This window comes from Sphingobium yanoikuyae (genome assembly GCF_013001025.1).
Taxonomy (GTDB): Bacteria; Pseudomonadota; Alphaproteobacteria; order Sphingomonadales; family Sphingomonadaceae; genus Sphingobium; species Sphingobium yanoikuyae_A.
The window spans coordinates 1,567,501-1,589,723 of sequence record NZ_CP053021.1; the positions used below are offsets into that span (position 1 = coordinate 1,567,501).

Here is a 22,223-nt window from a genome sequence, read left to right on the forward strand (position 1 = left end):
CCCCAAGTCATCACTAAGTGGGAAAGCATGTGGGATTTCCAAAACAACCAGGAGGTTGGCTTAGAAGCAGCCATCCTTTAAAGAAAGCGTAACAGCTCACTGGTCTAAATAAGAGATCCTGCGGCGAAGATGTAACGGGGCTAAAGTGATGCACCGAAGCTTAGGGTTCAGTCTTTGACTGAGCGGTAGCGGAGCGTTCCGTAGGCCGTTGAAGCGGAAGGGTAACCGACCGTGGAGGTATCGGAAGTGCGAATGCAGACATGAGTAGCGATTAAGAGGGTGAGATGCCCTCTCGCCGAAATTCCAAGGGTTCCTGCTTAAAGCTAATCTGAGCAGGGTAAGCCGGCCCCTAAGACGAGCCCGAAGGGGGTAGTCGATGGGAACCACGTTAATATTCGTGGGCCTGGTGGTGTGTGACGGATGCCGTAAATTGTTCGGGCTTATTGGATTGCTCCGGGCAGTGAAGGGGTCCCAGGAAATAGCCCCACCGTATAGACCGTACCCTAAACCGACACAGGTGGAATGGTAGAGTATACCAAGGCGTTTGAGAGAAGTATCCTGAAGGAACTCGGCAAATTGCCTCCGTACCTTCGGAAGAAGGAGGCCCCATCTTAAGGCAACTTTTGATGGGGGGCACAGGCCAGGGGGTAGCGACTGTTTAGCAAAAACACAGGGCTCTGCTAAGTCGGCTTCAAGACGACGTATAGGGCCTGACGCCTGCCCGGTGCCTGAAGGTTAAGAGGAGGAGTGCAAGCTCTGAATTGAAGCCCAGGTAAACGGCGGCCGTAACTATAACGGTCCTAAGGTAGCGAAATTCCTTGTCGGGTAAGTTCCGACCTGCACGAATGGCGTAACGACTTCCCCACTGTCTCCAGGATATGCTCAGCGAAATTGAATTCTCCGTGAAGATGCGGAGTACCCGCGGTTAGACGGAAAGACCCCGTGCACCTTTACTGCAGCTTCAGAGTGGCATTAGGAAAGAACTGTGTAGCATAGGTGGGAGGCTTTGAAGCATTGACGCCAGTTGATGTGGAGCCATAGGTGAAATACCACCCTGTTGTTTTCTGATGTCTAACCTCGCACCGTTATCCGGTGCAGGGACCCTCTGTGGCGGGTAGTTTGACTGGGGCGGTCGCCTCCTAAAGAGTAACGGAGGCGCGCGATGGTGGGCTCAGGACGGTTGGAAACCGTCTGTTAGAGTGCAATGGCATAAGCCCGCCTGACTGCGAGACTGACAAGTCGAGCAGAGACGAAAGTCGGTCATAGTGATCCGGTGGTCCCTCGTGGAAGGGCCATCGCTCAACGGATAAAAGGTACGCCGGGGATAACAGGCTGATGATTCCCAAGAGCTCATATCGACGGAATCGTTTGGCACCTCGATGTCGGCTCATCACATCCTGGGGCTGGAGCAGGTCCCAAGGGTTTGGCTGTTCGCCAATTAAAGTGGTACGTGAGCTGGGTTCAGAACGTCGCGAGACAGTTTGGTCCCTATCTGCCGTGGGCGTCGAAATTTGAGAGGAGTTGACCCTAGTACGAGAGGACCGGGTTGAACATACCTCTGGTGTACCTGTCGTCACGCCAGTGGCGCAGCAGGGTAGCTATGTATGGACGGGATAACCGCTGAAAGCATCTAAGCGGGAAGCCTCCCTCAAGATAAGATTTCATCGAGCCGTCGTAGACCACGACGTTGATAGGCTGGATGTGGAAGTGCGGTAACGCATGGAGCTAACCAGTCCTAATTGCTCTGTTCGCGCTTAAGAGTCCCACCATCAACGACAATGCTGGAAACAGCTAAGACGCTGATGGCGTGGTGTTAAGCCAGCCCAGATATACGAACATACAAACTCAAAAGCTCTTGTTGTTCACTTTCCCAAGTGAAAGTGAATAGTGCACGGTATCGATTAAAAACCCGCAGTTATGCGCCTGCTTCATTGCTTGGTGACCATAGCGTCTGTGACCCACCCGATCCCATCCCGAACTCGGCCGTGAAACCAGTCTGCGCCGATGGTACTATTGCTCAAGCACTGGAAGAGTAGGGCGTCGCCAGGCATTGAAGCACGCGCATAGCAACGGATCAAAAACCCATCACAATGTTACAAAACAGGGCGGCCCGCAAAGCCGCCCTTTTTGCATGTCAGGGCCACACAAAAACGCCCAGTGTCGCGGGATGGAGCAGCCCGGTAGCTCGTCAGGCTCATAACCTGAAGGTCGTAGGTTCAAATCCTACTCCCGCAACCACCGATACCGACACACCGGACACCCCTGGTGCACCAGCGCCGGGGGTGGTGTCGTTTTTGGCGGATTGCTGCCGCTCAAGCCAATCCAGGATGGTACCGAACTCGCCATGCAGCATGGCGTTGACTTCGCCGCGCCTGGCGCCCGGTGTCAGGACGACGCGTTCGATGAGCCCGCGCAGGGCGTCGGCTGCTTCCTCACGCTCTTCAGGATAGACCAGCGCGTCTGCGAGCCGCTCGACCTTGCTGCGATAGATCTCGGCGATGTTGGGATGGATATCCGGAACATCAGCCGGCGCGGCAGCGAGACGCGCGCGAATGGCGTCCTCCTGCGCTTCCAGATCGAGAAGGCGGTCGACGAGGGTGCGTGTTCCCTTGCCTTCTTCCACTATCTCCAGAACGCCCTTGATCGCTTTCAGGACCTTGTCGAGTTCAGCGCGATCTGCCGTGTCGGTTGCCCGGCGCTCGCGGTTCAGGCGATTGGTTTCCTCTACGCAGGTCCGAATGGCCTTGGCGGCAACTTCGGGACTCATCATCCGATCGCGGAGACCGTCGAGAACCCGCGCCTCCAGTTTTTCACGAGAAATGCTATGACCATTCGAACAGCTTCTCGTGTCGATATGGTTCGAACACGCAAACCGCCCCTGCCCGCGAAGGGTATAAGACCCGCCGCAGCATCCGCAGTAAACGAGGCCTGAGAGCAGGCTCCTGGGGCGACGGGTGCGGTTCAGCTTATTGTGTGCCGCGCGCGTCGCTTCGATCACGCCGGCATACTGGACCGCTATATCTTCCTGTCTTGCCTTGGCTGCCTGCCACAGTTCCTCATCGACGATCCGTAGATCGGGGACATCGGTGACGATCCATTCCGATTGCGGATTGATCCGTGACACGCGCTTGCCGGTCTGCGGATTCTTGAGATAGCGAAGCCGGTTCCAGACCAGCTTTCCGATATAGAGCTCATTGTTCAGCAGACCGGTTCCACGCTTTGCGTGGCCCCGGATCGTGGTCGACGTCCAAAGTGTGCCGGTCGGAGCGGGTATGCCCGCTTCATTCAAGCGTCGCGCAATCGCCTGAGGGCTAAGTCCGTTGGCGAACTGCCGAAAGACCTGACGCACCACCTCGGCTTCGACGGCATTGATGCTGCGTTCGCCATGGACCGCCTCGCCTTCGCTGGAGAAGCGGCGAACAACGTCATAGCCGTAGCACAGGCCACCACCAGATTTGCCTTTCTCGACGCGTCCGCGCAGGCCACGATGGGTCTTCTTCGCAAGGTCCTTGAGGAACAGGGCATTCATGGTGCCCTTAAGGCCGACATGTAGCTCGGACACTTCGCCCTCAGCCAAGGTGACGATCTTCACGCCAGCGAATTGCAGGTGCTTGTAGAGCGTTGCAACGTCGGCCTGATCGCGGGACACGCGGTCCAGTGCTTCGGCGAGCAGAACATCGAACCGGCCCATCTGCGCATCTTGAACCAAGGCCTGAATGCCGGGCCGCAGGATAACGCTGGCACCCGAGATCGCCGCATCCTTGTAGCTGCCTATAACGTGCCAGCCTTCACGTTTCGCCTGCTCTCGACATATCAGGAACTGGTCGTCGATCGAGGCAGCACTCTGCTTGTCGTCGGAATAGCGGGCATACAGGGCAACGCGGGTCATTTCGTTCTCCTCGCGAAGAAATTAACATGATCAAGCGCGGACACCAAACGCCTCTCCTGACCATCTCATGCTGGATATGCTATCAAATACATATGCACTTGACAGCATTATGCGCGAAGGTGTACCGAAGGTGTGATGTGGAGCGTCGAGTTTGAAGACAGGTTCTTCGCTGAAGCGGCTGAGTTTGCCGATGAGGTGCGAGCCGAAATCGCGGCACTTGCTGCCTTGCTCGCGGAATTCGGCCCCAGTCTGAAGCGCCCGCATTGCGATACGCTCAACGGCTCGAAGCACGCTAACATGAAGGAGCTTCGATTCAAGGCGGCTGATGGCGTCTGGTGGCTCGCATTCGCATTCGATCCGGAGCGAACAGCCATCCTCCTCGTCGCGGGCGACAAGTCGGGCGTCAACGAAAAGCGTTTCTACAAAACGCTGATCGCTACGGCTGATGATCGCTTCGATGACCATTTGACTATCCTGGCCGATCGGAAAGGAGGCCGAGCATGACGAAGACCCTTGATGACTTTCGCGCTACCTTCACGCCCGCGCAGCGCGAGGCCATTGACGCGCGCGCTGCTGAACTGATCGCGGAAGAGATGACCCTGCGCGATCTGCGACAGGCAAGAAAGCTGACCCAGGAGCGGATGGCAGAGATGCTGGGTATGGAGCAGGAGAATGTTTCACGCCTTGAACGACGGACCGATCTCCTGTTGTCCACGCTCAAAAGCTATGTGGCCGCGATGGGCGGTAATCTGAAGCTCGTCGCAGAGTTTCCTGATCGCCCGTCGGTGACGCTCACCAACTATTCCGATCTTGCGGATGGCGAGTGGCCGAAGGCACGGCGCGGACGCGGCAAGAGAACCGAAGCGATCACCGGACACTGAACGCGCTGCCGCTCACGCCATGAAAGAGCACCCAAGCGCTTGATGGATTTGATGGGGGGCGAGCGATTGGCGTCCCGTCGCGCGCGGATGATTTTACGTTGGCATGGTGACGCAACCGAGCCACGAGAAGACAGTGAGATGCGAGGGCAGGGCCAGCCTGAAGCCCGCATCCTGCCGCCACTCAGCCTGCTGACGATCGTGAACCGGACGACGACGCGCGCCAGTCCGGATCAATCGTTGTCGCTGGCGAGGAGTGCTGCCACTCCAGCCGCCTTTGCTTCACGAATGGTGGCTGCTATAAATCACCGGCGCTGCGAAAAAGGGCAGGGCCGGGACTGCTAATCCCGCAAATGTCGAAGGAAACTCGGAGAACTCTGTTTTCCGGGATGCCGCCGTGTATGTCCAAACCTTCGAGTGAAAGACGGCGGCGCATGTCATTTGCGTGTTAGCAGTCCCGGCGGCTCCCGCGCCCAGCGCGCAGGAGTTCGGGATCGTCACCGCATCCGCCTCGGTACTTCCGCCTCATCCGCCATGGATGCGGGATGGAGGTTCCCATGCACGAAAGCCGTGGAGACGATGCACCTTCCCTATTGGGCCGTACGGGTGATCACATCACCGTCGATGAATTCGAAAAGCTGCGACAGCGCGTTCCGCCGCGCGTTACGCATCTATATCCCCACGGCCGGATAGCCATCGAGCGTACGACGCGGATATTATGTGCCTGTCTCGATGATGGGCAGGAACGTGCGTTCGGGTACGGCTCCCTCTATTGGCTCATGCTCGTGGGCGACAACGCCGATCCGCAAAAGATCGACAAGCACCAACGTGAACTCTCCAAATTCGAACTCTGGGCATTCGTCGATCCCGAGTTCAATAATAGAAGGGCACGCCATCTGGATGAGACCCGACATATCATTAAAGCGGAAGTGGATCACCTGGCGACGATCACGTTGTCCATCTTCACCATCGATGAGCCCAAACGGTTCCGCGTTGAAGACAACCACTTCCTGACGGATCGCTATGACACGGGCATCGTTCTCTACGACCGCGCAATGGATGGACCGCGGGAGCCAAACGCGCAGGCGCGTTTTGACAGGATTACGGCTGCTGCCATGAGGCTGCCCGAACCGCAGCATTCTGCCTTCGCCTGGTACCGGCGCCATGGACTGGGCACGGTCACGGGGCTGGCGAAGTGCACACGCAATTCGGCTAAAGAAGAGATGCACCTCGCTCAGGCCTTTGGGAAATTGCTCGGGTGCATCGGGGACGATGCCCTGCCCCATTCGCTTCGTCCCGAAGCGCGCAATCACCCATCCCACAACCTCAACCTCAACCTCAACCTCAACCTCAACCTCAACCTCTATCACCGTCCCCAGGACTTCGACCGGATTCTGTCGGTGTCTCATTACCGTCACGCCCTGTATTTCCTGGAGACAGCGGAGGAGACCCTGCCGAAATATGGGCTTGATGTGCTCGTTCGCCATGCCGCCTATGCTACCGAGTTTGGGCTCAAGGCGATCCTTTTGAAGGCAGGCTACCACGACCACTTGATCCGCCGGCAAGTCGGCCTCGATCTCGAGCATGCCTTGTTGGACGCCTTGGGGAACGGGTAGCCCGAGCCCTCGCCCGATCTGATGCGGTTGATTGGCCCGCTCTCTCGCTAACACAGCCAGGGCAGAACCCCGGAGCAGGCGCGGGTTGTAGGGGCGGCGGTGCCGCCTGACGAGGTTGTGGGAACGGTACGCGCGTTGATCCGGTCCGTAGGGTCGGTGACAGGCTATGAAGGGTTGCCCCCCGATACCGGTTGAGGAAGCGTTCATAAGAGGAAACGTCTCAGCATGGACGGCGCGCGCGCCTCACCGCGATGAAAGGCACAGCAAGATCCTGAAATTCTGAGTGCAGGAAGGAATGCTCGAGGGGAGAAGCCTGCTGACAGCTTCGTGGCATGTCGCACGCCGCTCTCGTCCGCATGCCATGTGGCAAGCGCGAGATCATCACGATAGGAGTGTCCTGCAGGAGGACGCCACCGATTGATGCCTCACTTCAGGGATATATTTCGATTCAACACGCATGGTGCTTTGTTGGCGATGCCAGGGTTCGCCCTGTTGCTTGTGGGCGGTGTCAGCGCCAGCACTGCGATGCCGGCCTCCATCGCAGCGGGGGCGGCGTTCTCGGTCGGCTTCGGGGCGACCAAGCGAGTGTTTCATAATCGATGGGCCGCGATGACGCTGGCTGGAATCGGCATGACACTTGTCGCCTTTATCGGCACGATCCTTGGCAACGATCCATATGTGGCACTGGCGGCGACAGCCCTGATGGGAGGCCTTTGCGGTGCGTTGATCAGCCGCGACATCGATTTGTGGTGGGTCTGGCTCCAGATCATCATCGCCTTTCTGCTGGCGCTGCACTTCCCCGGAAACGTGCTCGATGGTCTGCGCCGGGCATTGCTGGTGGCGGGTGGGTCTGCGATCCAGATCGCAGCGGTCGGATTGATGATCGGAGTGATCGGCGAGGGAAAAGAAATTCCGGCAGCGCGCAGCGATCGGGCGACCCGACAGGAAATGCTGCTCCACGCACTGCGAGCGGCGCTGTGTATCACCATCGCAAAGGTCGCCGCGGATATGGCGGGTATTCAGCATGGCTACTGGGCTGCCCTGACCGCCATGGTCGTTCTCAAGCCGGGGCTACGTGATACCGGTTTTCGTGGCATCGAGCGCGTTGGCGGTACAATCGCCGGCATTCTTCTTGCGACGGTAGTTCTGCATCTGCTGCCTTCGGGACCGCTTCCGCTAGCGGGAGTGACCGTGCTATCCGCTGGCTGCGCGTTCGGGTTACAGAAGGCGCGCTACACCGTTCTGAGCGCAGCCATCACCACCAGCGTCATGCTGATGATCGCGCTGGCGGGCGGAGAGATAAAAGGCGCGGAAACCGACCGATTGTTTGCAACGCTGATCGGCGGCGGTGTCGCCCTAGCCGGAGCAATGATCGCACCACGCCGATTGCCGGACCAACGGAACGCCGATGACAACGAATGAGCATGTCAGCAAATCCATCCGATCTCCATCCATTCTGGAAGAGCGCTACTGATGCTTGTGCTCCGAGCCGGAAAATGACCGGTCAGCATCGCAGCGGCTGTTTGGCTCGAGATAATTGCCATCGCCAGTGGCGCTTTCATGTAGGGTGCCTGCTTGCAATATGTTGTTTGCGCAGAGATCCAGGCATCAACTGCTTCACTGTTCACAGCCCAGCGGTTAAGCTGGGTTGATGATAGATCGACGCATTAGGATACTGGGCGAAAACACCAAAAGCGACGAGATCACGAGGATCAGTCAAGTGCGGGACCACGTCGGTTACGTGCTGCTTGGCGAACCGGGTATCGGCAAGTCAACCGTCTTCGAAGCAGAGGCCGCCCATGATGGCGTGGGCGTCGTTCCCGTCCGTGCGGCGGTCCATGGCTTCGCCGGGGCCGAGGGCGCACCGCTCTATTTGGATGGTCTCGACGAGTATCGAGCCGACGGAGGAGAGCGTGACAAGATTTACCATGTCGCCAAGTTGCTACGCGAACTGAAGCCATCACGATGGCGGCTCAGCTGTCGCGCCGAAGACTGGCGGAAAGACGCGGACGTCAGCGCACTGCAACTGGCGAGTGGATCTGCGACACTGCTGGTTGCACAACTCCTCCCGCTGTTAGAGGAGGAGGCCCTTCAAGTGCTGGCATCCCTCGGCGAAACCGATCCGGAGGCCTTCGTGGCAAAGGCGCGACAGGTCGGTGCAGGCGGTCTGCTTGAAAGCCCGCTCTCCATCAAGCTGCTGCGGGCAGTCGTCGCGGGTGAAGGTCAATGGCCTACATCGCGGTACAACCTCTTCGAGCAGGCCACCGGACAATATTCTTTCGAGCAAAATGCGTTGTTTCAGCGTGGCGCACGAGCGTCATCCCAAGAGATCCTGAAAGCAGCGGATCGCCTTTCGCTGCTGATGCTTGCCACAGGTGCGCGTGGCATATGGAGGTCGAACGCGCCAACGCCGTCAGGTGCCGATGGCGAGTTAGTACCCGCGAACAGCACGGACCTGGGCTCTGATCTCATAGACGACACGCTCGACACCCCGATGTTCACAGGTGGCGAGGGTGAAAGATTCGAGCACATGCATCGAACCGTGGCCGAATTCCTCGCCAGTCGGGCTTTGGCCGATGCCGTGTGCGGGGACCGGGATCGAGCCGCTATTCCGCTAAGTCGTGCCATCAATCTTCTTTCCGGGCCGAACGGCGCCGTGCTATCCGAATTGCGCGGCGTCCATGCATGGCTAGCCGCGCACCTCGCGGTCGGTGGACATGCAACTCTCGCAAGAGAAGTCGTCGATAATGATCCGATCGGAGCACTCGCCTACGGCGATGCATCGATATTCGACCAAGCGACACGCGAAGCGCTGTTGCAGGGGATCGACAGAAATGATCCATACTTCCTGGGAGCCGTCACGCTGACCGAATCCACAGCATTGGGTGGACTGGCGCAACCAGACATGGCCGCCTCGTTCCTCACCGTTCTGGATACGGCTGCCGAAACACATAAGCTTGCCCTGGTTCTCAGTGTCCTCGAGCATGGTCCCCGGCTCGCGGACGTCAGCAGTAAACTTCGTGAAATGACTCTCGATGCGGAACGCCCGGAGTGGCAACGGACCCGCGCTCTCGACATCTGGCTCAAACAGAGCGCGGATCGAGCCGCGAGCAGGCTGGAAATTCTCGATGCGATGTCTCACGAACTACCTTCGGTCATTCGTGAGACGATCCGCGCCAGGCTGATCTCGGATCAAGAGGTTTCGATTTCAGTGGCGCAGATCAAAGAGCTTCTCCGTGATTTCGCTGTTAGTGAATGCGATAGCAGGATAATGCGGCTGCAACCGCTTCGTAAGCGCCTGATTACAGAACCAACAGCCGGGCTATTCGACGAACCCGTGCGGATATGGCTCCCAGAAGAAAATGCCAGGCGGCAGAGCCTCGAAGTGACGCGAATTCTGGATGCAGCTCTGGCCGCCGTCATAAATGCCGATGATGGCACCGACGCCGAACGTGTCTGGCGCTGGACTCTCAATGTCAGAGACGACAGCTGGGAACAGCTCGAGGAGAAGTCTGCGGCCGCCATCAACCGGTGGATCGCGGTGTCGGCCGACCGGCAGCGTCGCCTCTTCGACGCAGTGATCGACAGTTCTAATCCGGCAGAACGAGACTGGGTCCCGGGCTGGACATGGGCCGCTCTCACAGGCAGCGCGCCTTCGGCTGATCTCGTGATCGGTCTGTTCGAGCGCTCACAGGACGTCGGCGCGCCGGATGGGACGCGACTGGCTCGGATCGCGGTTACACTCGCCAAAGGGCTCGAAGTTCCTGCCGACTATTTCCGCGCATATGACCGCGTGGCGGCATCGGGCGACCATACCCTCATTGAAATGCTCACAACCAATCCGCTGGACGAGGACCGTCGCCGGCAGCAGCGATCACTGCTTAAGCGCGAGCGCCGACGCTCCGATGCGCAGCAGGAGTTCGTGAACGAGGTAAACAGGAACTTTGAGGGTGTAAGTTCAGGAACAGCGGTTCCAATTCTCGATGACCTCTCGCGCATCTTCCTGCAGGTCGGCCGACACGATTCTGAAGTAGACGGTCTGGTCGCTCTGGTAAGCGAGACTAATCCGGATATCGCCGCAGCTGCCCTCGCGGGCTTCGACGCGATCCTCCGTACAGAGGTTCCTGTCTCCCCGCGCGAACTTGGTGCCCGCGAGGCGAAGGGGCACAGGCTGCACGAGGAGCTGCCAATACTTGCAGCAGTCATGCGACGGATGGGAAAGCCCGAGGAATGATTACCGTCTCCCCTACGCATGCGCTTCTGATCCTCCGGCAATCTGACAACATCCAGGATTCGGACACCCGCATGCGCATCGAGCGCTGGGCCGTCGGCGAACTCGACAGAAACCCGTCGATCGGCAGCGCGGCCGTTCGAGAAATGTGGGAAGGTGCACTCGATGCTGGAGTAACAAACGCGACGGCTATTTGGGTGGTAGGCCAAGGGCATTCGAGTGTTGCCATCGGTCTAGCCATCGAGGAAATCCTCTCGCTCCGACCAGGCATGGCAGTCGATCCACTGAGAATGATCATCAGCGAGGCCATGCTTCGTATACCCCGCCCATCTCTGGAGCACCTTACCGACGCCGCACTTCGGCGCAACGACCTCCCTTCACGCGTGCGGGCGCTGTGGAGCCTCCTTCACTTCGGTCTCAAAGGCGAAGCGGCACGATCGTCACTTGAAGGTCATAGTGAGGCCGATCTGAAGGACCTGCTGGAGGCTACATGGGCACAGAACCCCCTTGATGCGCTCCCGTCTGAAAGCGACGCGGAACGGGCATCTCGTGCGGCGGCGATGGTTCGCGCTTTGGGGCCGACATCCATGCCGGAGGCTACAGATCTTGCACGGCGAAGAGCGATGCGGCCCAAGCGCGGCAGCGACAGCGTCGAGCGTGCCATTCGCGATCTGCAGCAGAACGCCGACCCATTAGCCGGAAAACTCATTGCCGAGTGCCTCCGGACGCCCACGCTCAGCTATTGGTTCCCTGTACTTCTCCACGCGAAGTCTGCACAGTCCAAGCTGCAGGCAGACAAGACATACACGCCACCTAGGTTGAGCGACGTAGTCGCTCTGCTCGCTGGTGGCCCGCCAATCAATGCGCAAGACCTTCGTGCTATCGTCGTCGACGAGTTATCTCGGTTGGGACGCAACCTGCGGGAGCAATCGGAGAGCCCTTGGCTCGACTACTGGAATACCGACAGTGATGGAAAGCCGGCGAACCCGAAAATCGAGAACGTGGCACGTAATACCACACTGACGAAACTGCGGGGCGCACTAGAGAAATACCAGATCGCGGTGACGCTGCCCGAGGTTCAACGCAAGGATTCCACGCGGGTCGATCTCTACTTTGCGACCCACAACGGAAGTAACCTGCCCATCGAGGCGAAACGCCACTACCACAAGGACCTATGGACTGCCGGCGAGGGCCAACTGCAGGGCTACACCACGAGCGAAGGCGCGACCGGTGTCGGGATATTGCTCGTCTTCTGGTTCGGCGCTGATTGGACGAAGACAACCTCGAGACCGGGGCTGCCGGACCCGGCTGACGCGACAGAACTTGGCCAGCAACTCGTCGAAGCCCTGCCTCGACATCTTCGGGAATTCACCGATGTCGTCGTTCTCGACGTGTCGCGCCCAGGAGGCGGAGAAAGCGAAGCAGAATGGAAAAAGCGTAGGAAGGCACCCTCTGGAAAGGGAGTCGCCGCAGCTCCAATTGCCAAGCCCTCGAAGAGAAAAGCGGCCTCGGCGAGCGCGAATAGGACCAGACCATCCGCGACCAGTTCGCAAACGCCACTGGAGAACGAAATTGAGTTGAAGGGCGCGACGGAATGAGGGAGGGGCAAAGCGCGCGGCAGGCATCGTGGCTGAAGCCGGAGGCATCCTAGCGTAGCGCCATGATCGCATTTGCCATCCTGCTAGCGGCAATCCATGTCGCGGTCATTGTTCGAGCAATCCTGCTCGAGGGACGCGAACCGCTGGCACGAACGGCCTGGCTGCTTCTGTTGATCGGCCTACCGGGAATCGGAACGATCCTGTACCTCTTCTTCGGCGAACCGTGGATCTCTACCGCTTTTCGCGAGCGCGCGCGGCGAGCCTACAAGGAACTGCTGCCTTTTGCTCCGGATCACGCCGGCGCGCCGAATGACCCAACCGCCGCCGCCAACGCCTTTCGGACCTGCGAGGCGGCAAGCCATTGGCTGCTAGCCACAGGAAACACCGCTTCGGTCGCGACGGACTCGGACGGCGCAATCGAGACGATCGTTGCTGATATCGATGCCGCCCGCCAGACAGTGCATCTGTCCTTCTACATCTGGCTGAATGATCACAACGGCACAAAGGTGGTCGAGGCGATCTGCCGGGCCGCCCGCCGCGGCGTGAAATGCCGCATCGTTGCCGATGCCGTCGGCTCGCGCGCGATGGTCAGATCACACGACTGGATGCGGATGCGCGAAGCCGGTGCAAAACTTTGCGTCTCGCTGAAAGCCCCGCTGGGCCTCGGCTTCCTGGTCGGGCACCGTGTCGATCTGCGCAATCACCGGAAGATCGTGGTGGTCGATGGCTGGATCACATGGTGCGGCAGCCAGAACTGCGCCGACCCGGCCTTTCTTCCCAAGCGCAAGTTCGCCCCCTGGGTCGATATCCTGATCCGCTATGAAGGGCCGGTAGCGCGTCAGGCCGAACTGATCTTTGCCGCTGCCTGGACAACAGAAACGGGCGAGGATCTTCGCGAGGCGTTGAGCATGGGGGCGCCGCAGCCGCGAGAGGGGGGCTTTCCGGCCCTCGCGGTGGGCACGGGGCCCTTGTCGCCTCGTGGAACGATGACCGATATCTTCGTGGCGGTCCTCGCATCAGCGCAGGAAAGCGTGACGATCACGACCCCATACTTCGCGCCTGACCCGCCATTACTAGCTGCGATTGTCGCTGCGGCCCGCCGGGGTGTCGAGATCCGCATCGTCTTTCCCCGGCGCAATGACAGCCGGATTGTCGGCGCGATCGGCCGTGCCTATTACCCCACGCTTGCGGCGGCGGGCGTGCGCATCTTCGAGTTTCGAGGCGGCCTGCTGCATGCCAAGACGCTTGTGGTTGACGGTTCGCTTGGGCTGGTTGGCTCCGCTAACATGGATCGGCGCAGTCTCGATCTCAATTTCGAGAACAACGTCCTGTTTGCTTCGCTGGAACTGGCAGGACAGGTCGGCGAGCATCAACGCAAATGGATGGCGAGTTCGAACGAGATCGATCACGACGACATTGCCGCCCGGTCCATGCCACGCCGGTTCGTTGACAACATCCTGACGATGGTCGCAGCCGTATTCTGATCGTTTGATCTGTTGCGGCAAGGGTGACGCCGTTTGAATGCCGCACGGGGCACGACGCTGGTGCCGTCTCCAGCCTCAGACCGTGCGATGACGCCGAGATACTCGGATTCCTGAAGCGGAATTGTCGATTGGTTTATCGGCGCGGACGATCCGCACGCTATTCTTGCCCGCGTGCTTGGCCTGATACATCGCGAGGTCGGCCGCATGCATCAATTCGGCGAGATTGCGAGATGCTGCAGGTGGGATGAGGAGGGCGCCCATGCTGCAGGTCAGCGGATACTGCCCCTGCGCGAGCAGGCTCGACAACCGCAAGTGAATGCTGCGCGCGAAGCCTTGTCCTTCGGCTACGGACGGCACGTCCAGAAGGAGACCGAACTCATCGCCGCCCAGCCGTCCTACCAGATCCTCGCGGCGCACGATCGCGGACAGGCTGTCGGCGAAGGTGCGCAGTACGGCGTCGCCGGCGCCGTGTCCGTGTGTGCTGTTGATCGCCTTGAAATCGTCCAGGTCCAGAATGACGAGCAGGAGGGGGGCGTTGCTGCGACCGGCCGCCTCGATCCTCTTGCCGGCGCGGCAATAAAAGACCTGATGGTTGAGCGCCCCCGTCATCGTATCCCGACGGGCGCGATAGCGTTCCCGTTGGAAGGAGCGCCGGAAACTGTTGATCACGATCGCGACGGTCCCGAAGCAGACCAGGCGCATGCAAAGCTTCACCGCCAATATGCCCGAGGTCAGTTCCGCCTCCTGCAAGACCGCCGGCATGGTTGTGAGAACCGCCACAACGATAGCGATGATGAAGCTGGCTGTACCGCCCAGAGACCAGGCTGCCCCGCAGATGAGGAGGAGGTAGAACGGCCCCATCCCGACATAGGGAAAACTGAAGTCAGCCCAGGCTATACCCGAGATGATGACGACGATGGCGAACCAGGCAAGCCTGCGCGGCAGAAAATACAGGCTTTCGGCCACCCAGCCGCTAGGGGTAAGTCTCTCCATGCGTCACACCTGACCTCACCACTTATTTTCTTTGCATGTCGGACATAGCGTGCGCGGCGACAACTACGGTGGCCGGTCGTGTTGCCTCAAGCAAAGATGTTCCCGAGGCGTTTGCCGTTGCCTCATCAGAATGGTTCCCATAGCCGATTGGGCCAGATCTTTCCATCCATTGCCTGTTCGCGGGTTGCGGAGCGTAGCGAAGCGGCGCGCGAACAGGCAATGGATGGAGCGCCGTTCGCGCCACTATTCAGCCGCCACTGCGGCAGCCCCGAGGATCAGTGCGTCGGCTTTCGCTGCTCGCCACCGTTTGCGCTGTCGTTCGAAAGTCCTCAACTGGCCTGGGAGGTACAGGCCGGGGTGGTCCGCGCAAAGCTGTTCAAACAAATCACGAGACGTTTGCCCCATGGCGCTTTCGAACAGGGCGGTCACCTCGGTTGCCGTCGCCGCGAAGGGATCGACGCGGGTCCTCCAAGTACGCTGTGGACGCGCCGGTTCCTCCAGGGTGCCGGAATGCCAAGCATCCTTGAGGCTCGCCAGAAAGTCCCCAAGCCGCGCGTCCGGCTGGATTGCCCCCTCAACCTGCTCATCCTGTGAAAGATTGAGCAGTTGCTGCTGACAATGACGCATGCGTGCGAGCAGGTCGATGGGATCCAGGCTCGCCTGCATGGTCGACAACTGTGTCTTGATAGCATTGCTGACTCGGGCATCTGCAAGGAGACGCTGACAGGGCGTGACCGGCTTATCGTAGCGTTTGATAACCTTGGCGCCATGACGTTCCTTTGAGATCAGTTTGAAGGATGGTTGAAGCAAGTTTACAAACAGGCGCGAAGCGGCGTAGAGATTTTCAAGAATTTGGAGGGCTTCGAGCCCTTCATATCGACGATATCCAACCAGCTTTCTGACCACGGATCCGTTCTTCTGCTCTACCCACGCTTGGTCATTTTTGTGATACGGGCGAGAACGGGTAAAGGTTATATTATGAACTGCACACCAAGCCTGAATAGTTTCGTTCATAAAGACCGTGTCGTTGTCAGTATCCAGCCCAAGGATCGGCATCGGAAGTGATCGCTGCAGCTTGGTCAGTGCCTGCACCAGATACTCTTGCTCGCGAAACGGAATCGGCATCGTTTCGGTCCACCCGCTGGCAATGTCCGTGAGAGTCAGGGTCTGGACAAATCTTCCATCTGCGGACGGACCCGAATGGGCCACTAGATCGGCCTCAAAGAACCCCGGTGACGGGTCACCCCAGTCTGCAAAGGTGCGGACCGGGACCGCTGCCTTCACGGCCGCCGACGGTGGTGCCCGTCGCCGCCGCTTGGCCCCTTCGCGGAACGGCGCCAGACGGCGATCGATTGTCGCCGCACTCATGGTAAGGATCCCAGCCCGAATGGCTGGTAGCAGGGTCATATGTCCGTGGCGCTCCATGGCCTCGACAAGCAGCGGCAGCATTGCGTGTAACCGCTTTCCACAGACCCGGTCAGAGGCCTCCCACAGCGTCACCAGCGCGCCGTCCATCTCGTCGTTGTAGAGACGCATCTCCGGTCTTGGCGCGCCCCGCTCACGCCGCCCTGTAGCGCGCAGGATCCGGGCCGCATGCTTGCGGTGAAAGCCTGTAATGGCCGTGAATACATCGAGGATCTTCCCTCGATTCGCGCGATCGCCTTTTCGATACCGCTCGCCAGTTGCTGCAATCATGTCGTCGCGCGTCATCATGCTGACCCTCCTCATTTGTCTGCTCCACAATCAATATCTTCGGGAGCATTCTTGATGAGGCAACGACTATGCCTTGGGGAACAATTCTATTGAGGCAATGCGCCGGACTCCGTAATCGACGCGCTACACATAGTGCCCGCCGTGGAGGCGAGGCGCCAGTTCAACTCTGGTGCGGGCCACAATGTTGAGGGCCCATCATCGCCATTTCCGGCCTATGATAGAGCCGATTGGTTAAAAACTCCGTCCGCCCAGAATAATAATGCGTCAAATCAGAACCCGGCAGGCACGGGAATAGATACGGCGTAGGACTTCAGCTTGGCTCCTGGGCCAGCTTAGCCATCGTGGCTCGCGATGGTGCGAAGAACGTGGTGCCGGTGTGGGCGGTGGAGAAATCGAGCAGGCGGTCGTAGGCGCCGGCAGGCTCGCCGACGAACATGCGCTGCAGCATGCTCTCAACGACCCACAGATGGCGGGAATATCCGATAAAATAGGTTCCGTACTCGCCGCGGCCGGGGCTGCCGAAGGGCATGTTATCGCGCAGTATATCATGCTCGGTCCCATCGGCATCGACGATCGTTGCCAGCGACTTGTGGGATTTTCGCGGGGCTGCATCGTCGTCGATCTCGATATTATCGACCTTGGTGCGACCTATGATTGCTTCCTGCTTTGCCGTATCGACGGCATTCCAGGCCGCGAGGTCGTGAAGGTATTTCTGCACCACGACGTAGCTGCCGCCGGCAAAGTCGCCATCCTCATCGCCGACAAGCGCCGAGGTCGGGATGTCGCGGCCCGCCGGGTTCGCGGTACCGTCCACGAAGCCGAGAAGGTCACGCGCATCGAAATAGCGAAAGCCTGAAACCTCGTCGACGACGCGGACAGCATCGCCGAGCGTGGTCAGCAACAGCTTCTCGAGTTCGAAACAGAAATCGGCGCGTTCGGCGCGGATGTGAAACAGCATGTCTCCGGGCGTAGACGGCGCATTGTGCGTGGGGCCCGTGATGGCCGCGAACGGCTTCAGTTCGGCAGGCCTTTTCGACGGATCAAGACGGTCCCACAGGTTCGCGCCGATCCCGACGATGCACGACAGCTTCGCTCCAAGGTCACGGAAACCTACTGTCTTGATGAGGTCATCGAGACCGTCGAGGACCGATCGGACGGTGCTGAGAGGAGAGGGGCCATCGGCGATGCAGAGCACCAGAAAAACCGCGGAACTCGAAAGGGGAGCCTCAATGCTTTGCGCGTCGATCGGAACCCGGTCCCATGTCTGTCCTGCCATTCGTCACTCCGACACTCATTGCCGACTGCGCCGATGCCGCGCCGCAGCGGTAAGGTTATGCATTTCGTGCAGCGGCCGCCACCGCTGATCGTCTCCGGAGCCATTTCTGATGGCCGGATCAAACGGCGCTAGGTGCGTTCAGCCGGATCGACAAGAGGGCATGGTCTCTGACTGCGCCCTCTTACCGCGGAAAAAGTGAAGCGCCAGGAGTAGGCAAATATGTCGATAACCGGTGAATGAAGCCGTCGATAACCTGTGATCGGCGGGGTGACAGGGCCGGGATTAGGAACCGCGCATCAGTCGCCACCCGACGCGACGCTGCACAATCAGAACCCTCCAGTGGGTAAGAAATTAAGGGCGATCACTTGAGGCCATCGGCCCGCTTATCCCCAATGTCCCCAGCAGGCAGCCGACACCCCGCGCCCACCCAATTGCGACATCAAGGCGCTCTTTCCGATGCCGTCGACTTTGTCGTGATTAAGCTGACCTCAAGATCTGATCGTCTTGTCGTTGACAAGGCTGAAGCGCCTAATTGGCTGGAGAAACAAGCAGACGCGCTACTGAAAGCGCGTTTCGGCACCCAGCCAATGCGAATCCCGGGATGGTCGATCATACAGCGAAATCGGCTCCGGCGTCGTTAGCGCTTGCGGTCCCCACGTCGTCACGCTCGGAACGCAGGGAAAGACCTGCGGCAGCAACTGCGTGAACCTCGCCCAGATCCGATCCGCTTCAGTGACGATGACAAGGCGTGCGCTCCATTCCCTGTCGATGTCTACCGCCAAAGCCAGGTGCCATATCTCATTGTCCAACTGAACGCGTCCCGCGCTAATCCCCTGGACGGCGCGCCAGGGTAGTTCACAACGCTTGTCTGCGCTCTCGACAACCATGCCTGCAAGCGTGACGGCTGAAGGACGAAACCAACTGGAATTACCGTTCAGCACAGAGGCACACCCTCACTAAGGATATCGCCGACGATGATCCTGGCGCTGCCCTGGCCGGTGATCCTTTCAACACAGCCGCGCGGCGTCTGGATGGATGCGCCGGGAAAGGCGATTTCAATGACATGGGCATCGGGAACCGGCTGTCCCGTGGCATCGAGGACATGGATACGAGGCATGAGTTTGACGCGGTAGTCCATCGGGTCGATCTAGCGCGGCGTCTCCAGGTGATAAAGACGGGCCATGTCGGAAAGGCATAGCGGGGACGCCGCGGCATTCGTAATCGCAAGCCGGCCTGCCATCAGCTTCGCTTCCCCGATCGCCCGTTCAGGGCCGCCAGCAGCGCCCGAAAATCGTCAGGCCGAACGATGCGTTCGAACTGGAAGCCGCTGCGATCGCCATGAACCCAGACGAGATGGGCTTCGATACGCCCGATGACGGGCAGGCGGATCTCAATTCTTTCACCGCGCTGGATCTCCACTTCATTCGCGCACATGAAGCCCTGATCGGAGATGTTGACGATCTCCAGCGTCAACTCACCCAGGCGGCGGTGGTCGGCAGTCAGGGAATGCGCAATATCGTGGCGTCTGCCGCGACGCATTTCAATCATGGAATACTGCTCCAGAGGTCGGAACCGGCACCCGCACCCAGGCCCTTCCGCGCCCTCAGGCAACAGCAATCCGGTTAATTTCCGGTAAAATCCACCGCTGACTCCGCAGTTTTGCGACGCCGATCCCCCCGCCCCGCCGTTGTCGCCTGGCGACGAGTTAAGTTTGCCTCAGAGGGCCGATTTGTATGCGGCCAGTCAAATCGATTACAGTGCGCCGGGCCTGCAACTGGTTCAGGGAATTTTGAGGATGACATCGCGAGACGACATGGTCCCGACGTGGCTCGCGGCAATAGAGCAATTTCGCAAGACCCGCCACGCCTTCACCGAGTGGCGGGCGAGCACGCCCTGTCCAGATCCTAATCTCACTCCCGAAGACTATGACAAAGCCTGTGCGAGGGTACGCAAATGGGAGCGAACCGACGCCAGTTTCGCCGTCCCCTACGAGACAGCGGTCCAAACCCTCCTATCCCTCCCGGCGCCCAATATCGAAGCGGCAATCGTCAAGCTCCAACTGGCTCGTGAGGCTTTGCGCGATCAGGACGTCGAGGAAATTATCGTCCCGATTCTGCAAACCATCGAGCAGGATCTCCATCGCCTCGCCGACGAAGAGAATGGCGCTGAGGCTGAGCCCAACTAGGCGGGCTACCAAATCCCGCCTTCTACTCCGCGTGCCCGGTCATCAAGCGACAAAAATTGAGCCTTCCACGCAGTGCCCGGAAGGTTCCAGTCATGAGCGCCACCTCACCGGCGGCGTCCTTCGGGTCGCTGCCGGTGAATATCTCACGTAGGCCGTCAAATCGCGTTACAATGTTGCAAGATCGACGCGGGACGGAGAAACGGGGGCTCTCGCCTCGTTTCTACGGGCTATCGACACGGCATTAACCACCACCGCAGAAATCCGGTTCTCAACGCGACGTCGTGAGACACCATACGAAAAAGAAGCTGGCCGCCAGGGCCAGCCTTTGAAAGTCCGGGTGAGGATGCCCAAAAGGACGAAGGATTGGCTGCGCTTGTTCAGAAGCTGGTGCAACAGCAGATTTTGCATCAGACTGTGCGATAAATGAGAGCACCACTGGTTCCGGACTTGCGTGATGATGCGGTTACCTGAAATGCCCTCGACTTATGCGCTGCCCGGACGCGCCTGTTGGGCCGTCTCGATGTAAGTGATCGCATCCTGCACCGTGATTATAGCGTCGATATCGGCGTCGACAATCGTCACCCCGAATTCATCTTCGAATGCCATCACCAGTTCCACCACGTCGAGACTGTCGCCGCCCAGATCCTCGATGAACCTCGCTTCTGGCGTGACCTGATCGGCGTAGACGCCCATATGTTCGATCACGATGCTGGTAACCCGTGCGGCGACGTCGTTCATACAGACCAACCCCTGATGATACAGGGCCCCCATCATATCCGGACCGTTGACAGCGATCGGTGCAGAAACGCCGCCGGAGCGAGGGCCTGTCTCCGCATGGTCGCTGCATCTGCCTCGGCTCGTCAAGAGAGGAACAGCAGGCCAGACGTGCTACTTCACCAGCAGAGCGTGCCGCGGACACGCCAATCCAACGTCGATGGGAATGGATCAGTCGGAAACCTGCCTCAGAAGCGCTGCCGTTATAGCGGCAAGTGCCGCGTTCCCGATCGCCGAGGGGCGGCCGAACGAGGTTTCCCGCCGCCCAGGACGTGTGCAGCAGGATCGATGATGGTGACGCCATCGCGTGAACTGCTCGCGATGGCGTCAGCCATGCCGAACAGTTCCACCCGTCCGCCGTCGTTATAGATGCGCCCGGCGACGGTTCCGCGCACGACGGCGCGGGCATCCTTCTCCACCCGCAGATCGCCGGCGATCGTGCCATGGAGGATGAATCGCTTTCCGCTGCGAACTGTCGCGCCCCCGGAAACCCTGCCGTAGAGAGCGATATCCTCGTCGAGCGCGAGAGGGCCATCGAGGTTGCCGTGAACTGCCTTCACTTCAGCTACTCAAAATATCCGTACCATATCCGCGCCGGCAATATGCCGCGCCGGGAGGCATCCATGCCAAACGGCACTCATCTGCGAGGATCATATGCGAAGCGCGCCCATACTGTTTATAGCGTCGGGAGTCAGTACACCGCAGATCCATTCGTCGCTGAAGCGGGTGAAATCAGCGCTCAACGCCGCTTCACTGCCTCCAAATCCGATCCGCATCTTCCGAGGAAATTGCCGAAGACCCGACTAACTCCGCCTCCTGATGGCGGCTTGCCATCACTATGGCTGTCTCCCCGGATCATCCTTCTGTTCCCTCTGTCGGTTCTTCTCTTCATGCAGTTCCCGCGCGATCTGGCGGCCAAGAAGCTCTGCCAGACGCATGATAGCGGCCTCGGCCCGCGGCGAAAGAGCGGGGCAAGGGTCTGGATCGCGCCGCTTGCCCTTCGTCACAGTGACCTCCCGGACGGCAGCGGCACTTTCGCCTGGAAAGCGATCGATGAGTGTCGGCGGGGAGGAGGGAGAGGAAGTGAGGTGAGGGCGGTGATGGTTCGCCTCACCCTTTCCCTCAACTCACCGCGCCAGGTTTCGCTGTCGTGAAAACCTGTGCTATTCTCCTCTTCGGAAAGGCTCTGCACATGCAGGATGTTAATCACGTAGAACCGGCAGAAGAGGCACCACCACCATCGCCGCGCGCCGCCGACTGGTTCTGGCGCCCTTGGTACGCCAAGCTCTATCTGGCCTTGGCTGTGCTTTACTGGATCGGCCTCGAACTGATGATCACCCTCCCGTATGACCAATGGAACATTCCCTTGGCCAATACGATGGTCCTGCTGATCTTCGTGTTCAATCCGGTCACGGTGGTTGCGGTCCTGGGATATGGCTTCCTGAAGGCCAAGGTCGCGTGCGGGGAATGGGTGATTACGCCGGGACCGCCGTCGCAACGGCCGATCCTTGACCCTTACACCGATCCGTCCGATCCACGATCGGGGGAAATTCATCTTCGACACATCGGAGTGATCCAGGATTAAC

The 22,223-nt window shown here is 59.5% G+C and carries 18 protein-coding genes, 1 tRNA gene and 2 rRNA genes (1 of these 21 running past the window's edge); 13 read left to right on the plus strand and 8 right to left on the minus strand.

Features of this window, described 5'->3' with window-relative positions; genetic code table 11:
* The 3 genes from HH800_RS07935 to HH800_RS07945 form a co-directional block, all read left to right on the plus strand.
* A 23S ribosomal RNA gene (locus HH800_RS07935) occupies positions 1-1,758 on the plus strand (it extends 1,034 nt beyond the left edge of the window).
* Between the two features lie 176 nt (positions 1,759-1,934).
* A 5S ribosomal RNA gene (gene rrf / locus HH800_RS07940) occupies positions 1,935-2,049 on the plus strand.
* 112 nt (positions 2,050-2,161) lie between these two features.
* Positions 2,162-2,238 (plus strand) — tRNA-Met (locus tag HH800_RS07945).
* Here the strand turns inward: HH800_RS07945 and HH800_RS07950 are convergent.
* Positions 2,195-3,889 (minus strand): recombinase family protein, encoded by a 1,695-nt coding sequence (locus HH800_RS07950; RefSeq protein WP_159367923.1) that lies wholly within the window; start codon positions 3,887-3,889, stop codon positions 2,195-2,197. The two genes, HH800_RS07945 and HH800_RS07950, sit on opposite strands and share 44 nt — an antisense overlap.
* 135 nt (positions 3,890-4,024) lie before the next feature.
* Here HH800_RS07950 and HH800_RS07955 point away from each other — a divergent pair, with 135 nt between their 5' ends.
* The 7 genes from HH800_RS07955 (at position 4,025) to cls (ending at position 13,696) form a co-directional block, all read left to right on the plus strand.
* Positions 4,025-4,393, plus strand: a complete 369-nt coding sequence (locus HH800_RS07955) for a type II toxin-antitoxin system RelE/ParE family toxin (RefSeq protein ID WP_159365815.1) — start codon at positions 4,025-4,027, stop codon at positions 4,391-4,393.
* A complete protein-coding gene (locus HH800_RS07960) occupies positions 4,390-4,770 on the plus strand; it encodes a helix-turn-helix domain-containing protein (protein WP_159365816.1) in 381 nt (126 codons plus the stop codon). The genes HH800_RS07955 and HH800_RS07960 overlap by 4 nt, the downstream gene beginning before the upstream one ends.
* A gap of 554 nt (positions 4,771-5,324) precedes the next feature.
* Complete coding sequence (locus HH800_RS07965; RefSeq protein ID WP_159365817.1) at positions 5,325-6,383, plus strand: HEPN domain-containing protein; 1,059 nt, start codon at positions 5,325-5,327, stop codon at positions 6,381-6,383.
* Positions 6,384-6,857: 474 nt separating this feature from the next.
* Positions 6,858-7,805, plus strand: coding sequence for an FUSC family protein (locus HH800_RS07970; protein ID WP_169860741.1), 948 nt, complete (start codon positions 6,858-6,860; stop codon positions 7,803-7,805).
* 229 nt (positions 7,806-8,034) lie between these two features.
* Positions 8,035-10,617: a hypothetical protein gene (locus HH800_RS07975; protein WP_169860742.1), complete on the plus strand. Its 2,583-nt coding sequence runs from the start codon at positions 8,035-8,037 to the stop codon at positions 10,615-10,617.
* Positions 10,614-12,212: a hypothetical protein gene (locus HH800_RS07980; RefSeq protein ID WP_159365820.1), complete on the plus strand. Its 1,599-nt coding sequence runs from the start codon at positions 10,614-10,616 to the stop codon at positions 12,210-12,212. The genes HH800_RS07975 and HH800_RS07980 overlap by 4 nt, the downstream gene beginning before the upstream one ends.
* Positions 12,213-12,274: 62 nt before the next feature.
* On the plus strand, positions 12,275-13,696 hold the full coding sequence (gene cls, locus HH800_RS07985; protein WP_159365821.1) for a cardiolipin synthase: 1,422 nt from the start codon (positions 12,275-12,277) through the stop codon (positions 13,694-13,696).
* A 75-nt stretch (positions 13,697-13,771) separates the two neighbouring features.
* Here the strand turns inward: cls and HH800_RS07990 are convergent, their stop codons facing one another.
* The 5 genes from HH800_RS07990 to HH800_RS08010 all read right to left on the minus strand — a co-directional run bounded on the left by HH800_RS07990 (position 13,772) and on the right by HH800_RS08010 (position 19,226).
* The gene (locus HH800_RS07990; RefSeq protein ID WP_159365822.1) at positions 13,772-14,689 is read right to left on the minus strand and encodes a GGDEF domain-containing protein; all 918 of its coding nucleotides are present in this window, start codon (positions 14,687-14,689) and stop codon (positions 13,772-13,774) included.
* A gap of 243 nt (positions 14,690-14,932) precedes the next feature.
* Complete coding sequence (locus HH800_RS07995; RefSeq protein WP_037520338.1) at positions 14,933-16,417, minus strand: ISNCY family transposase; 1,485 nt, start codon at positions 16,415-16,417, stop codon at positions 14,933-14,935.
* A gap of 295 nt (positions 16,418-16,712) precedes the next feature.
* The gene (locus HH800_RS08000) at positions 16,713-17,678 is read right to left on the minus strand and encodes a Dyp-type peroxidase (RefSeq protein ID WP_159365825.1); all 966 of its coding nucleotides are present in this window, start codon (positions 17,676-17,678) and stop codon (positions 16,713-16,715) included.
* Positions 17,679-18,612: 934 nt separating this feature from the next.
* Complete coding sequence (locus HH800_RS08005) at positions 18,613-18,816, minus strand: hypothetical protein (protein WP_159365826.1); 204 nt, start codon at positions 18,814-18,816, stop codon at positions 18,613-18,615.
* Between the two features lie 101 nt (positions 18,817-18,917).
* Positions 18,918-19,226, minus strand: coding sequence for a PilZ domain-containing protein (locus tag HH800_RS08010; protein WP_159365827.1), 309 nt, complete (start codon positions 19,224-19,226; stop codon positions 18,918-18,920).
* A gap of 181 nt (positions 19,227-19,407) precedes the next feature.
* Between HH800_RS08010 and HH800_RS08015 the strand changes: the two genes are divergently transcribed.
* Positions 19,408-19,863: a hypothetical protein gene (locus tag HH800_RS08015; RefSeq protein ID WP_169860743.1), complete on the plus strand. Its 456-nt coding sequence runs from the start codon at positions 19,408-19,410 to the stop codon at positions 19,861-19,863.
* Between the two features lie 483 nt (positions 19,864-20,346).
* Here the strand turns inward: HH800_RS08015 and HH800_RS08020 are convergent, their stop codons facing one another.
* Positions 20,347-20,601 (minus strand): acyl carrier protein, encoded by a 255-nt coding sequence (locus HH800_RS08020; RefSeq protein WP_159365829.1) that lies wholly within the window; start codon positions 20,599-20,601, stop codon positions 20,347-20,349.
* A gap of 239 nt (positions 20,602-20,840) precedes the next feature.
* A complete protein-coding gene (locus HH800_RS08025) occupies positions 20,841-21,197 on the minus strand; it encodes a hypothetical protein (RefSeq protein ID WP_159365830.1) in 357 nt (118 codons plus the stop codon).
* 63 nt (positions 21,198-21,260) lie between these two features.
* Between HH800_RS08025 and HH800_RS08030 the strand changes: the two genes are divergently transcribed.
* Together HH800_RS08030 and HH800_RS08035 are read left to right on the plus strand one after the other, a co-directional pair.
* Positions 21,261-21,791, plus strand: a complete 531-nt coding sequence (locus HH800_RS08030; protein WP_159365831.1) for a hypothetical protein — start codon at positions 21,261-21,263, stop codon at positions 21,789-21,791.
* 38 nt (positions 21,792-21,829) lie between these two features.
* Positions 21,830-22,222 carry a hypothetical protein gene (locus HH800_RS08035; RefSeq protein WP_159365832.1) on the plus strand — a complete coding sequence of 131 codons (393 nt, stop codon included), beginning with the start codon at positions 21,830-21,832 and terminating at the stop codon, positions 22,220-22,222.
* The last annotated feature ends 1 nt before the right edge of the window (position 22,223 follow it).